The organism is Streptomyces bungoensis, assembly GCF_001514215.1.
GTDB lineage: Bacteria > Actinomycetota > Actinomycetes > Streptomycetales > Streptomycetaceae > Streptomyces > Streptomyces bungoensis.
Genome location: NZ_KQ948863.1, coordinates 52,828 through 65,778, shown reverse-complemented (window position 1 = coordinate 65,778; position 12,951 = coordinate 52,828). Strand labels below are relative to the sequence as shown.

Annotated in this window: 12 protein-coding genes and 1 pseudogene; 8 read left to right on the top strand and 5 right to left on the bottom strand. The window is 71.3% G+C overall.

Translation table 11 applies throughout. The features are described from left to right. Nucleotide 1 precedes the first annotated feature (1 nt). Both AQJ66_RS23935 and AQJ66_RS40160 read right to left on the bottom strand, forming a co-directional pair. Entirely contained in the window at nt 2-703 is a 702-nt protein-coding gene (locus AQJ66_RS23935; RefSeq protein WP_061926080.1) for a L,D-transpeptidase family protein, read from the bottom strand. A 423-nt stretch (nt 704-1,126) separates the two neighbouring features. After that, nucleotides 1,127-1,834: a cytochrome b N-terminal domain-containing protein gene (locus tag AQJ66_RS40160; protein ID WP_061926077.1), complete on the bottom strand. Its 708-nt coding sequence runs from the start codon at nt 1,832-1,834 to the stop codon at nt 1,127-1,129. A 226-nt stretch (nt 1,835-2,060) separates the two neighbouring features. On the opposite strand from AQJ66_RS40160, the gene AQJ66_RS23925 reads away from it, so the two are divergent. Continuing rightward, nucleotides 2,061-3,689, top strand: coding sequence for an alkaline phosphatase D family protein (locus tag AQJ66_RS23925; protein WP_061926075.1), 1,629 nt, complete (start codon nt 2,061-2,063; stop codon nt 3,687-3,689). 253 nt (nt 3,690-3,942) lie between these two features. On the opposite strand, the gene AQJ66_RS37535 is transcribed toward AQJ66_RS23925, so the two are convergent. Next, a complete protein-coding gene (locus AQJ66_RS37535) occupies nt 3,943-5,274 on the bottom strand; it encodes a PE-PGRS family protein (protein WP_244162905.1) in 1,332 nt (443 codons plus the stop codon). 127 nt (nt 5,275-5,401) lie between these two features. Here AQJ66_RS37535 and AQJ66_RS23915 point away from each other — a divergent pair, with 127 nt between their 5' ends. From AQJ66_RS23915 to AQJ66_RS23905, 3 genes are all read left to right on the top strand, one after another. After that, on the top strand, nt 5,402-5,605 hold the full coding sequence (locus tag AQJ66_RS23915; protein WP_061926072.1) for a helix-turn-helix domain-containing protein: 204 nt from the start codon (nt 5,402-5,404) through the stop codon (nt 5,603-5,605). 7 nt (nt 5,606-5,612) lie between these two features. After that, complete coding sequence (locus tag AQJ66_RS23910; RefSeq protein WP_061926069.1) at nt 5,613-6,077, top strand: Clp protease N-terminal domain-containing protein; 465 nt, start codon at nt 5,613-5,615, stop codon at nt 6,075-6,077. A 156-nt stretch (nt 6,078-6,233) separates the two neighbouring features. Then, the gene (locus tag AQJ66_RS23905; protein WP_061926352.1) at nt 6,234-7,664 is read left to right on the top strand and encodes a hypothetical protein; all 1,431 of its coding nucleotides are present in this window, start codon (nt 6,234-6,236) and stop codon (nt 7,662-7,664) included. Nucleotides 7,665-7,707: 43 nt separating this feature from the next. Here AQJ66_RS23905 and AQJ66_RS38965 read toward each other — a convergent pair. Beyond that, a pseudogene (locus tag AQJ66_RS38965) lies at nt 7,708-7,803 on the bottom strand. A gap of 323 nt (nt 7,804-8,126) precedes the next feature. On the opposite strand from AQJ66_RS38965, the gene AQJ66_RS23900 reads away from it, so the two are divergent. The 4 genes from AQJ66_RS23900 (at nt 8,127) to AQJ66_RS23885 (ending at nt 12,347) form a co-directional block, all read left to right on the top strand. Further along, entirely contained in the window at nt 8,127-9,761 is a 1,635-nt protein-coding gene (locus AQJ66_RS23900; RefSeq protein WP_244162904.1) for an SWIM zinc finger family protein, read from the top strand. Nucleotides 9,762-9,972: 211 nt separating this feature from the next. Beyond that, entirely contained in the window at nt 9,973-11,232 is a 1,260-nt protein-coding gene (locus tag AQJ66_RS23895; RefSeq protein ID WP_061926064.1) for a hypothetical protein, read from the top strand. A gap of 139 nt (nt 11,233-11,371) precedes the next feature. Next, nucleotides 11,372-11,962, top strand: a complete 591-nt coding sequence (locus AQJ66_RS23890) for a dihydrofolate reductase family protein (RefSeq protein ID WP_061926061.1) — start codon at nt 11,372-11,374, stop codon at nt 11,960-11,962. 52 nt (nt 11,963-12,014) lie between these two features. Beyond that, nucleotides 12,015-12,347, top strand: coding sequence for a hypothetical protein (locus AQJ66_RS23885; RefSeq protein WP_061926058.1), 333 nt, complete (start codon nt 12,015-12,017; stop codon nt 12,345-12,347). A 6-nt stretch (nt 12,348-12,353) separates the two neighbouring features. Here AQJ66_RS23885 and AQJ66_RS23880 read toward each other — a convergent pair whose 3' ends face one another. Continuing rightward, nucleotides 12,354-12,887 carry a P-loop NTPase family protein gene (locus tag AQJ66_RS23880; RefSeq protein ID WP_061926055.1) on the bottom strand — a complete coding sequence of 178 codons (534 nt, stop codon included), beginning with the start codon at nt 12,885-12,887 and terminating at the stop codon, nt 12,354-12,356. Nucleotides 12,888-12,951 lie beyond the last annotated feature (64 nt).

The window sequence follows — 12,951 nt, the reverse complement described above, 5'->3', positions numbered from 1 at the left end:
TTCAGGATGCGAGGCGTTCGCGGTCCCCCATCACCACGACGGGATGCCGCGTCGGGTCAAGGGTGCGCAGGAGGGTCTTCATGCCGGGCTCGGGGACGGTGACGCATGCCGAGGTGCCGTCGCCGTGGTCCATGTGGAGCCAGATCCCGCCGCCCTTCTCCACCCCCTCCGGGCGGCCCCAGTCGAACGGCGGGACACCCTGGAAGCGGTTGTAGTCGATGGCGATGACGTAGTCGAAGTCATGAGCGTGGACCTGCTCGGGGGGCAGCATGGTCGCGTAGGCGTTGTCGTCGTGCCAGTACCTCAGCCGGCTCCCGGGGTCGGCGAGCGTGCCTCCCGCGTCGGTGAGCGAGAACACCCCGACGGGACTGCGGCCGTCGTCCATCTGGTGGTCCCGCGTCCAGCCCAGCCTGCCGTTGTGTGCGGGCCAGCTCGCCGTCCGCACCCAGGCCGAACCCTGCTTCTCGTAAAGCACGGCAAGGCTGTCCGGGGAGTCCCGGCGCTCTCCGTAGATGACCACCGCCTGCCCGCTGTCGGCCGGTACCTGACTCCACATCCGGTCTCCGACACCCGGAAGGCGGCTGCCCACAGCCTGGCCGGCATAGGCGGACTCCTCGCCGGGTGCGCCCCCGGAGGCCCTGCGTTCGGCCCCCTGGCCGCACGCCGTGGCACCGGTCAGCAGGACGCCGCAGACGAGAGCCATGGCTATGGCGTGACGCACACCGCCACGCCGCACCGCTCGACGACAGGAAGGAGTCACCGTTGATTTCCGCATGCTCAGGATCGTGTGACGAGGCGTATGCCGCGCGCATCCGGACGCGGCATCCGGCCCAACTGTTCACCTCGCCCGCACTGCAGCGCCATCGGTGACGCCCGGCCGCGCCCGTCTGCGCGCGGACCGCCGCCGGACTCGCAGCAGGTCGTCGGCTCCGCCGGCGCCGAACGGCCGGGGCGCTGCGCACGCTACGACTCGGGGCCGGCGTGCGTCGACGCCCTCCGCGACAGCCGACGCGGCTGTTGCCGAGTGCGCTGCGCCGTCAACGGCGCCGTGGCCGGCCGCGGCGGGCGGCGCCGGGAGATCGCCTGCTCCCCCGTCGCACGCGACACGGAGCGGACCCAACTGGCCTCAGCGCGCCTGACGTCCGATGCCGCTCCGTCTCACCCTGCCGAGTGAGCGAGGCCGCTGCCGGAAGGCCGGTCCTGCCGTCCGCGGTCGGCGGATCAGCTTCTGTGTCCGCTGCCGATCTCCTTGTACTCCTGCTCGGTCGGCTTGGTGATCTGGGCGCTCTCCCCGTATGGACGGTTCCGGGGCCGGGTCGAGCAGACGGTGGTCGCGGTCGTCGTCGGTCACCCAGGCCTCGATGAACGGGCAGACACCCAAGGCGAGGAACAGGCCGACGCCCGCGGTCAGGGGTATCAGGTTGTCCAGGGCCAGGGTGTGGCCCCACAGGGTGATCTCCCGGCCAGGCATGACCCGCAGCAGACCGTCGGCGACGCCCATGTACCAGTCGGGCTGCGAGCCGGCCGACACCTGGCCGGGGTGGTAAGGGCCGTACAGCCAGACCGGGTTGATGTGGGCTGCGGCGGCGAGGGCCAAGAGGGCGCCGGTGACGAGGCAGCAGAGGCCCGCGGACTTCACGGCGCGTGCCTTCAGCGGGATGCCCACCACGTTCCGCTCGGTGCGGCCCGGCCCCGGGTACTGCGTGTGGCGGTGGCGGAACACCAGGATCAGGTGGGCGGCGAGCAGCGCCACGATGTGGGCGGGGATGATCAGGATGTGGATCGTGTGGAATTCATCGCTCGCCGACAGGGATCCAAGCCGGTGCTCCCGCACGCAGGTGTGCCGGAGCGGGTCGGGCCCACCGGGCCGCTCGGGCCCGCGGGTTCGGCTCTGCCCCGGCTTCCCGATGCCTCCGGCACCTGCTTCCCCTCGGCCGCAACGCCGCCTCTTCGCTCTCCGCGTGTCCCTGCGGGCCGGGCGCCCGCACACGTCCGAGCCGGGCCCTGTACCGTCGCTACGGTCGTTCCTTTCCCTATGCGCCAGACAGGAAGGCGATCACGTGGCCGAACTGCGCCTGGGACCATTGCTGAGGTGCACCGAAGGCTCGAGTGCGACGGTGTGGGTCGAGACCGGCGAGCCCTGCGCGGTGCAGGTGCGGTGCTCCGACGGCGCCGGCGGCACGGCCCCCACCTTCCAGGTGGCCGGGCACCACTACGCGCTCGTCACCGTTGCCGGCCTGCGCCCCGGTGGCTCCCCCTCCTACGAGGTGCTCCTGGACGACACCCGGGTGTGGCCCCTGCCCGACTCCCCCTTCCCGCCGTCTGTCATCCGTTCACCGGGGACCGGCGAAGCCGTCCGGGTCACCTTCGGATCGTGTCGCTGGGCCGCGCCCCCGGCCGACGGCAAGGATCCGGTCGGCCCGGACGCCCTCGACACCCTCGCCGCCCGTTTGATGGCCGATCCCGACGCCGAGCGCCCCGACGTGCTGCTTCTGCTGGGTGATCAGATCTACGCGGACGAGACCTCGGCGCGCACCCGGCGCTGGCTCGCCGGCCGCCGCGACCTCGACAAGCCGCCCGGCGGCCAGGTGACCGACTACGAGGAGTACTGCCACCTCTATTACGAGTCCTGGCTCGACCCCGAGGTCCGCTGGCTGCTGTCCACGGTGCCCAGCTTCATGATCTTCGACGACCACGACATCGTGGACGACTGGAACACCTCCGCCGCCTGGCTCGCGGACATGCGCACCGAGGACTGGTGGCAGGAACGGCTGTTGAGCGGCCTGATGTCCTACTGGGTCTACCAGCACCTGGGCAACCTCTCCCCGGCCGAACTGGCGGACGACCCCACCTGGGCCGCCGTCCACGCCACGCCGGACGGCACCCCCGCACTGCGCGCCCTGGCCGAGCGGGCGGACGCCGACTCCGCCTCGGTCCGCTTCAGCTACCGCCGCGACTTCGGCCGGGTCCGGGTGGTGATGGTGGACTCCCGGGCCGCGCGGGTCCTCGCCGAGGACCGCCGCGCCATGCTCGACCCGGGCGAGGACGCCTGGCTGCGCGAGCAGATACTGGCCGACGAGGGATCCTACGACCACCTCCTGATCGGCACCTCGCTGCCCTGGCTCCTGCCGCACCTGGTGCACGACACCGAGGCCTGGGACGCGGCTCTGTGCGCCGGGGAACGCGGGAACCGCTGGGCCCGCTTCGGCGAGTGGCTGCGCCGCGGAGCCGACCTGGAGCACTGGGCGGCCTTCCCGCGCTCCTTCATCGGCCTCGCTGACCTCATCGCCGAGACGGGGAGCACCCCCACCGCCCCGGCGACGGTGTGCGTCCTGTCCGGCGACGTCCACCACGGCTACATCGCCGAGGCGTCCTGGCCGTCCGGCGGGCCGCGCCATCCCGTCGTCCAACTCACCTGCTCGCCCGTGCACAACTCCGTGCCCCTGATGATGCGGATCGGTTTCCGCTTCGGCTGGAGCGCACCGGCCCGCCTGTTGGGACGCCTCCTCGCCCGGCACGGCCGCTGTCCCCGGCCACCGGTCAGCTGGCGCAAACAGGGCGGCCCCTGGTTCGGCAACCAGCTGATGACCCTGACTCTGCGCGACCGCTCGGCCCACCTCCGTCTGCAAAGCACCACGGCGGACGCGACGTTGCAGACCGTGCACGAGTCCGTCCTGACCGCCGGCTAGGTCGGGGCCGCGCAGTCCCTCTCCGACGCGTGAACAGGGCGGTCTGTGAAGACGCATGGGCCAGCGCTCGTCCGGGGAGCCGCAGGAGGAACAGGGCCCCGCGTCCGTCGGTGCGACGCAGACGGCCTGCGCGCTTCGAGCCGTCGACGACGCAGGCGCGGTGGCCCGCGGGGCCGCTGCGGTCGGCTTCGCCGACCATCGCTGCCGCCTGTCGCCGCGGCACGGTGCCCATCCGCCGGCCCGGGCACTGGCGTCAGGATGCCGGCCGTGTCCGTGGGCCGACCAGGCCTTCGTACAGGCTCCGCCGTTCCCGGGAGCCGTCCTCGGTCTCCGCGAGTGCGGCGTCCCACTGCTGCTTGATCTCGACCAGGAAGGTGCGCCAGTCCCCGCTGGCATGGGCTTTGCCCGTCTCCCGCAGGTCGACCAGGCGTTCGTTCTTGCCCAGGCCGCCCGAGCCGACCTTGTCGCCCTTGCGGCCGTGCAGGACCGACTCCGGATTGGCGGTGGCCTCGGTGGAGCGGAAGTCGTGCTGGTAGCCCACCGGACTGGTGGCGTGCGGCGCGAGGGTCTCGATGCCGATCTGCAGCGAGACGTCCTTCCTCCTGGTCGGCCGGTGGTGGACCAGCGGCATGTGGCCGTACGAACCGTTCGGCAGCACCACGTCGCCGTTCCAGTCCTTGGAGCCGAGACCGCCGCCGGAGATGTTCTGGCCCCACAGGTCCGGACGGTCGGCGCCGGTGGAGACCACATTGGTGAGGGACGCCAGGAGACCGCCCTTCTCCTTGAACGCGCCCGGCTTGTCCCCCTTGTTGGCCCCGATGGCGGTGCGGTGCGTGGCGAAGCCGCGGTCGACGACGTCCCCCGCGCGGGTGTTCGTACGGTCGTCCTGGGTCACGCCCAGGAACTCCGGCAGCGAGTAGGCCGGTGCGTCGGCGGAACTCAGTGCGGGGATAAGGATGTTGACCCGTCCGCCGTGGGCGAGGGCGCGGATGACGTTCTTCTCGTAGTCGGCCACGTGCGCGCCGGCCTTCGGGTCGTACGGCTTCAGCCCGTTCTTCAGGATGAGCAGCACCTTGGTGAGCATCTCGCGGGCCCGGGCGTCCTGCGCCACGAAGTCAGGACCCGTCTCGGGAATGCCGTCCGGGTGCCGGCGCTCGGGCGCGATCCCCGCCGGGTGCAGGGTGTCGATGGCCGTCTCCCGGATCTGCCGGTCGCGCTCCCGCTCCAGTTCCTGCTTCTCCACCGGCTTGGTACCCGGCGCCTGAGTGAGCATGAACCGGCCGAGCGTGTAGTCCGGCGAGATCGGCGTGTCCCTGCCCGCCTCGCGCACGTCCGGGTGGTTGGCGCGAACGGCCAGGGTGGCCGTGAGCACGCGCTTGCCCGCCGGAAGCGTCAGCCAGTCGTCGAACCGGCCCTTGGTGTAGGTCTCGGCCTGCTCGTAGGTGCCGATGCCCACCGCTTCGAGCCACTGCGGATTCACCTCGGAGAGGTGCTTGATGTCGTCCAGGTCCTGCTCGTTGAACGCCTCGCCGCGCATCACCCGCCGGTCCGGGGTCTTCCTGAGCCGGGCCGGGCCCGCGACCATCCATCCTTCGGTTCGCCGGGCAGGAGGCGTCCCACCGTGGCCGCCTGTCAGCCTGGGCTGACATCACGACCTGACTTGATGTCAGACTGGATTGACAGGCGGGGAGTGTCAAGCCAGACTGACAGGCATGGAAACGGGAGATCTCTCGGAACGCCTGAGGTCGCACGATCCCGCCGTGGGACTGCGGGCCGTGGGCGCCCTGCGCCGGCTGGCCGAGCAGGTCGAAGCGGCGGCAGTCGCGCGCGCCAGGGAGCAGGGCTGGTCCTGGGAACAGATCGGCGACGCCCTCGGCGTCTCCCGGCAGTCCGTGCACGCCAAGTACGGGAAGTGAGACGACCATGTTCGAACAGTTCGCAGCAGGCGCCCGTGCGGCCGTCGCTTCGGCGCTGAGTGAGGCCACACTGCGCGGCGATCGCCGCATCGGCACCGAACACCTCCTCCTGGGAGTGCTCCACGAGCCCGGCGCGGTCCGGGCCCTCGGATCCGACCTGGAGAGCGCGCGTGCCGCCCTCGACGCCCTCGACCGGTCCGCGCTGGCCGCGGTCGGCATCGACGTCCAGGGGATCGAGCGGCCGCCGATTCCCGCCTCGCCCAAGCGCACCCCCTTCACCTCCGGCGCCCGCGCCGTCCTCCCACGCGCCCTGACCGAGACGAGGAAGGCCGGCAGCCGGCGCATCACACCGGAGCACCTCCTGCTGGCCCTGCTCGACTGCGAGCAGCCGGACCCCGCGGCGGAGCTCATGGCCCAGCTCGGCATCGACCGCACCGCTGTCCGGGAACGCATTCGGCAGACGGGCGCCTGAGACGGGGGCGCCCGGAGCCGGTGCGTGAGGTGCGAGGCCTGGCGGAGAGTAGGTGAGGAGGACCCGACTCCACTGGTCGGGTTCGCAGTTGACACCTCCGACACGGCACGTCAGAGTCCCGGCGTGAGCGAGACCAGCGAACTGACGCCGGCCGAGATGCGTGTGTGGCGGGCCTTTCCGCGAGGCGAGTCGGTGGACTTCCGCGCCGGGGACGAGGATCCGGCGAGCGGCGACACGTGGGGCGCCGAGCGGACCGTACGGGCGAAGGTGCTGCGGGCGCTGCTACTCAGGGGTCCTCTGGAGGAGGGCGAGATCGCCGCGCTCAAGATCACCGGGGCGCTGATCACCGGCGTACTGGACCTGAAGTACGCCACGGTCGACGCCGCCATCCGGCTGAGTCACTGCCGGTTCGACAGCGTTCCCGACCTCTACGGTGCCAGGGTGCGTCAGCTCAATCTGAGCAACTCCGTACTGCCGGGCCTGACTTCGGCGATCTTGCGGGTCGAGGGTGTGCTGCGCATGACGGGCTGCCGCATGCGGGGCCCGGTACGGCTCGGCGGGGCGCAGATCTCCGGGGCGCTGTTCATGGAGCGGGCGGAGTTCACGGCGCCGGACGACTCCGAGCCAGTGCTGCAGCTCAACCAGGCAACGATCGGGGACGACCTCTGGGCGCCGGAGATGCGCGCGCACGGGCAGGTGCGGCTCACCGGCGCCTCCGTCGCCGGGCGGATCAACGTTCAGGACGCCGAGTTCGACAATCCCGGCGCCACCGCCCTGGACGCGCAGAACCTCAACGTGGAGGCGCACATACGGGCGCGGTGCGTACGTGCGCGGGGGCGGGTCGAGCTCCGGGGCTCACGCATATCGGGCCGTCTCGACCTGCTCCACGCTCACCTGTCGCATCAGGGCGACACGGCACTGCGGGCGAGCAGTTGTGTCATCGGCGAGCTCTGGTTGCGCGGCGGTGATCGCATGCGGGGCGCCCTGAATCTGCGGCGTTCCCAGATAGAGATCCTGACCCTCGAACCGGAGATGCTCCCGGACCAGGTGTATCTCAGCAATCTCAGGTACACGGTACTCACCCCGCACGAACCCGCCGAGCGCCGTCTTCCGATGCTGGAGCGAGACGGCGGGCGCTACGAACCCCACTCCTACGAGCAGTTGATGGCGGCGTATCGCCATGTCGGAGACGACGACGCGGCACGGCTCGTCCAGCTGGCCAAACAGCGCCGCCGGCGCACCACGCTCGCCTGGTACGGGCGGCTGTGGGGGTACGTTCAGGACGCCACCGTCGGCTACGGCTTCCGCCCGTTGCGCGCGGCCGTGTGGCTGCTGTCCCTCATGGCCGTCGGATCGCTCGCGTACGGCCTGCACCACCCCCGCCCCGTCAAGGCGGGCGAGGCCCCTGACTTCAACCCCGTCTTCTACACCCTCGACCTGCTCCTGCCGGTGATCGACTTCGGCCAGGAGTCGGCGTTCGCCCCTGAGGGCTGGTACCAGTGGCTGTCGTACGGCCTGATCATCACCGGCTGGATACTGGCGACGGCGATCGTCGCGGGCGTGACCCGAACGGTGAGCCGCCAATGAGGCCTTGCGACGACGCGGATGTCGGCGCGGGCACGGGTTACGGCGGAGAGGGCAGGATTCGAACCTGCGTGGGCCCCGAAGGGGCCCGACCGTGAGCCGAGCTCGCTGGTCCCCGATCAACCACTCCGGGCACCTCTCCCTGTTCCCGGCTGGTGGTCCTCGGCGCCGGTCACAGGAACGACAGTGGCAGGGGCCGCTGACCGCATCCTGACGTGCCGCTGACCACACCCCGGCTCGGCACCGGCCAGGCGTGCACCGTGACGTCCCGGTTGCGGCATCTGCAGGCCCGCCTGAGCCGGTGCGCCGGTCCAGGAACGCGAACCGCTCCACGGAGGTATCCGAATCGGTTTGAATGGACGGGTGGCGCGGATTACGACCATCCGACTGGGTTTCGGCGAGCATGACTTGAGGGCCGCGGCGGGACCGATGTCCTTCGGTCGCGGTGAGGATTACGCGGGGGCGGTGAGCGGCCTGGACATCGGCGACGGCACGATCCGCGCCACCGTGCCGGGCCGGGAGACGTACCGCGTCGAGCTCGTCGTCACAGGGCAGGCGGGGGTGGCGGGGACATGCGACTGCCCGTACGGGGCCGACGGCCACTTCTGCAAACACTGCGTCGCGGTGGGCCTGGCGGCCCTGCGGCACACCGCCTCGGCCGCGCCGAAGCCGTCCGCGGACGTGGTCCCGGCACCACGGCCTGCCCCCGCACGACCCGCCCCGCAGGACCTCATGACACCCTGGCTGGAATCGCTGGACCGGGAGGCGCTGCTCGCCCTGCTGGCCGAGGAGTCGGCCGCCGACCCCGATTTGCACGCGCGCCTGCTGCTGCGGGCCGAGGTCGCGCGGGCCGACCGTGCGGCGGTCCGCGACCGGGTCAAAGGACTGCTCGACGCCGGGACGCCGGCCCGCGACGGGTACGTCGATCCCGAAGAGGCCGGCGCGTACGCCCGGGACGTGACGCAGGCGGTGACGATCCTGCGCGCGCTGATCGCGGCAGGCCGGGCGGCGGAGGCGGTCGACGGGGCCCGCTGGGCGCTGTGGCGGCTGGGCGAGGTCTACGAGTCGGCGGGCGGGGCGGAGGACCTCTGGGACCTCTTCACGCCCGTGCGGGACCTCATGGCGGTGCACCTGCGCGCATGCCGGGCGGCCCGCCCCGACCCGGATCCGACAGCCCGCTGGCTCGTCGGACACCTGCTGGGGCCGGTCGGGGAGGTGACCCTGGCCGACCCGGTCGACTACCGCGACGTCCTCGGTCCGGCGGGCTTGACCCGGGCGCTGGACCTGGCCACCGAGGCATGGCGGCGTGACCCCACCGACAAGGCGAAACGCCTGAGGGAGCAGCTGCTGAAGGCACAGGGCGACGTGAACGCCCTGATCACCGCCTACGCCACCGATCTCGCCCCGAACGGCGCCACCCACCTGCGCATCGCACGGGAACTCGATGAGGCCGGTCGCGCCGGGGACGCCCTGGAGTGGGCCGAGCGCGGTCTACGGGCCGCCGGTGACCGACACGACGTGGACCACGGCCTGGTGGAATGGATCTGCGCCCGTTACGTGCGGGACGGACGGCTCGACGAGGCCCTCACCGTACGCCGCGACCGCTTCCGGTCCCAGGGCTCCCTGCAGGCCTACCGGTCACTTCGGTCGGCGGCGCGGGCCTGCGGGTGCTGGGAGGAGGAGCGCGAGGCCGCGCTGGAGCTGCTGCGTGCTCACGCGGGCCGCGGCGGCGTCGGGCCCGGGCTCGGGCACCCCGCCCGCATACTCGTCGACGTCCTGCTCGACGAGGGTGAGGTCGACGCCGCCTGGGAGGCCGCCGCGGGACACGCCGACGACCGCCGGCTGCTCACCTTGGCCGACCGTATGAGGGACCACCGCCCGGCCGACGCGCTCGGCGTCTACCTGCGCCTGCTGGAGCCGCTGAAGCAGTCGACCGGTGATCAGGCGTACCAGGAGGTCGCGCGGCTGCTGCGCAGCATCCGCGCCTGCCACGAACGGCTCGGTACCGTCGAGGAGTTCACCCGCCGCCTCTCGGCACTGCGCGCCGAACTCAAGCGCAGGCCGAAGCTGATGAAGGTACTCGACGAGAACGGCCTGTGACCCCGGCGCCAGGGCCGCCGCCCAAGGTCGGCGCCACGCCGACCGACACGGTTCCACAACGACGTTGGGCCCTGACGGCCGGTCAGCGCCGGAAGTTCGTCCGGCCGTCATCTCCGGGCTGCTTCCGGTGCCCTGCTGCGCTCGCCGTGATCCAGTCCACTGGAGCGCCCCCCCCTCGACCGGACCTTAGAGAGGACGCACGTTGGGACGCATGCGCAAGCGCGGGCTCATCACGCTCGTCGCCGTCGGCCTCGCCTCTTCCGTTCTGCCGGCCGCCACCGCATCGGCGGCCGGTAACCCCCTGACGCTCGCCGTGTTCGGAGACTCGCCGTACGGCAAGTCGGCGTACGCGCCCGCGGGCCAGACCGCCGACACCTCGCAGTTCCAGAAGACCCCGGCGTTCATCGGCACGATCAACAGCGATCCCACGGTAAGCGACGTCATCCAGGTGGGCGACATCCACTCGGGCAAGGAGTTCTGCACCGAGGCCTACGACGCCTCGATCGCCTCCGCGTGGCAGACCTTCGCCAAACCGCTCGTCTACACACCGGGCGACAACGAGTGGGCCGACTGCCACAAGGCGTCGAGCGTCACCTCGCCCGGACAGGGTGGCGGCTTCTACGACCCGGCATCGGGATCGATCAACTACATCGGCACGAACGGTGTGTCCACCGACCCCGCGGACTGCGTCAGCTACCGCTGCGGCAATCCTCTCGACAATCTCGCGAAGGTCCGCCAGGACTTCTTCGCGCAGCCCGGCCGCACCCTCGGCAACGGCGAACTGAACGTGGTCTCCCAGGCCACCGCGTACGACCCGAGCCACCCGGCCGACGCTCAGTACGCCGAGAACGTGATGTGGGCACAGAACGACATCGTCTTCGTGACCGTCAACGTGCCCGGTGGATCGAACAACGACACCGACCCCTGGTACAAGGTGCCGACCGCGACTCGGGCGCAGACCGACGAGCGGACCGGCCGGACCGCGGCGGACGTCCGATGGCTCGACGCCGCCTTCGCCGAGGCCCGGGCCGAGCACGCCAAGGGGGTGGTGATCTCGGCGCAGGCCGACATGTGGGATCTCGACGGCAAGACGAAGGACCACCTGGCCAACTACGAACCGATCATCAGCGAGATAGCGTCGAGGACCACGGAGTTCAACCGTCCGGTGCTCATGCTCAACGGTGACTCGCACCTGTACCGCTCGGACAACCCGCTGTCGCCCACGGCGCCGTGCACCGGCGAGACGGACCCGGCCACCGGCGCCGGCGTGTGCGCCCACGACCCGGGCGACAACGCGTGGAACGAGCACCCGTACTACAACGTCCCCAACTTCCACCGCGTCGTCGTACACGGCAGCACCACACCGCTGGAATGGCTCAAGCTGACCGCGGACCCCAACGCCAACCACCCCGTCACCGACACCACGTACGGCCCCTTCAGCTGGCAGCGGATGCCGCAGCCTCAGCTGTGAGGCCGCAGCACCGCCCCCTTCACACCGCAACGAGACGATCCCGTGAGGTGACTCCGCCCAGGGGATCCAGCCAGTCGCGATGAGTCCTGACGGGTCCGGCAGGTCGTACTGTCGGACCCGTCACCAAGGAGGACTCCTGATGCGCGACGTCACCTACTCGATGAACGTCTCACTCGACGGCTACATCGTCGGGCCGGACGGCGGCTTCGACTGGGCGACGCCCGACGAGGAGGTCTTTCGCCTCGCCACCGACGAGGTACGAGAGGCCGGCGTCCACCTGCTGGGACGACGGCTGTACGAGACGATGCTGTACTGGGAGACCGCCGACCAGAATCCATCGCTCGACTTCTCCACGCTCGAGTTCGCCGCGATCTGGAAGCTGCTCCCCAAGGTGGTGTTCTCCACCACGCTGTCGGCGGTCCAGGGCAACGCCCGCCTGGCCTCCGGCGGCCTGGCGGAGGAGATCGAGCGGTTGCGCGCCGAACCGGGCGGGGGGGACATCGCGATCGGCGGCGCGGCTCTCGCCGCCGAGGCGGCCGCGTCGGGTCTGATCGACGAGTACCGGGCCAGGGTGCACCCGGTGCTGGTGGGAGGCGGCATTCCGTTCTTCCCCCGGCACGAGCACCGGGTGGATCTCGAACTCCTCGAGAACCGCACCTTCGGCTCAGGAGTCGTCTACCTCCGCTACCGCGTGGCACGCCGGCCGGCTCGGCCCGTGCCGAGCCTCTGAGGATGCTCAAGTTCCTTGCCCGGCTGCGCACTCACCGGACACGGTGGGTTCCATGACAGCCATCGCGGGACTGAGCGGGAAGCACGACGTTCTGGTGATCCGGGACGCGGACCTGGTGGCGGCGGCCCTGCGCCAGGCGCTGGCCGAGGCATCGCCCGAGGAACGTCCAGGCCTGGAACGCGCCGTCGCTCTCGTGCAATCCGAGGCCGCTGCCACCGAGGGCCGGCTGTGCGCGCGATGGGTTCGCTCCCGGCTGGCCGCCGTGGGCTTCGTGGGGGACATCGCCTCGATGTCGGCGTTGAAGGCGCTGCGCCGGGCGGAGCCGAAGCTGAGCCTGGCGGCGGCGGTGCGACTGCAGAAGGAGGCAGTGGCCCGACCGGAGTGATCCGGGTCAGCGGTCCAGGGAGGGCAGGTGGGTCAGGCCGGTGTCCAGCATGATGCGGTCGACCGTCTCCTGCAGGGTGCTGTCGGCGCCGATGACGGTCTCGCCCCCGTCGGGCAGCAGATCGCGTGCGCGGTACCAGTCGCGCAGCTGCGTCTCGTCGACGTCATCGGCGATCGGCTTGGTGGCGTGCCGGACGAGGGTTTCACCGAACGGTACGTCCAGGTAGTAGCCGTGGGTCGGGCCGCGGTGGTCGGTACGGAGCCGGGCGAGCATGTCGCCGTAGTGGGCGGCGTGGAGGATGCCTTCGACGACGACGTGATACCCGGCATCGAGGGCGTAGCGGGCCGTCAGGTCGATCAGGCCGATGTTCGCCGCTCCGGGCCTGTCGCGCTCGCGCAGCACCACGCGGCGGAGGTTGTCCTGGCCGACGAGGGCCAGGCCGCGGCCGAACCTCTCGCGGAGGCCGGCCGCGACGGACGACTTTCCCGAGGCGCTGTTGCCGCGCAGCACGATCAGCCGGGTCTCTTCGGTGCCCACCATCACGGTGGTCAGGCTACCGGCGGTCGGGGCGGTGGGGCCGCGCCGTCGGTCACCTCATGCAGCC

What these genes read in the sequence shown, in the direction of transcription:
- AQJ66_RS23910 (WP_061926069.1), top strand. Translation starts at nt 5,613, where the DNA reads ATGTTCGAACAGTTCGCAGCAGGCGCCCGTGCGGCCGTCGCTTCGGCG.
- AQJ66_RS23890 (WP_061926061.1), top strand. Translation starts at nt 11,372, where the DNA reads ATGCGCGACGTCACCTACTCGATGAACGTCTCACTCGACGGCTACATC.
- AQJ66_RS23905 (WP_061926352.1), top strand. Translation starts at nt 6,234, where the DNA reads ATGCGTGTGTGGCGGGCCTTTCCGCGAGGCGAGTCGGTGGACTTCCGC.
- AQJ66_RS37535 (WP_244162905.1), bottom strand. Translation starts at nt 5,274, where the DNA reads ATGGTCGCGGGCCCGGCCCGGCTCAGGAAGACCCCGGACCGGCGGGTG.
- AQJ66_RS23880 (WP_061926055.1), bottom strand. Translation starts at nt 12,887, where the DNA reads ATGGTGGGCACCGAAGAGACCCGGCTGATCGTGCTGCGCGGCAACAGC.
- AQJ66_RS23895 (WP_061926064.1), top strand. Translation starts at nt 9,973, where the DNA reads ATGCGCAAGCGCGGGCTCATCACGCTCGTCGCCGTCGGCCTCGCCTCT.
- AQJ66_RS23935 (WP_061926080.1), bottom strand. Translation starts at nt 703, where the DNA reads ATGGCTCTCGTCTGCGGCGTCCTGCTGACCGGTGCCACGGCGTGCGGC.
- AQJ66_RS23885 (WP_061926058.1), top strand. Translation starts at nt 12,015, where the DNA reads ATGACAGCCATCGCGGGACTGAGCGGGAAGCACGACGTTCTGGTGATC.
- AQJ66_RS23915 (WP_061926072.1), top strand. Translation starts at nt 5,402, where the DNA reads ATGGAAACGGGAGATCTCTCGGAACGCCTGAGGTCGCACGATCCCGCC.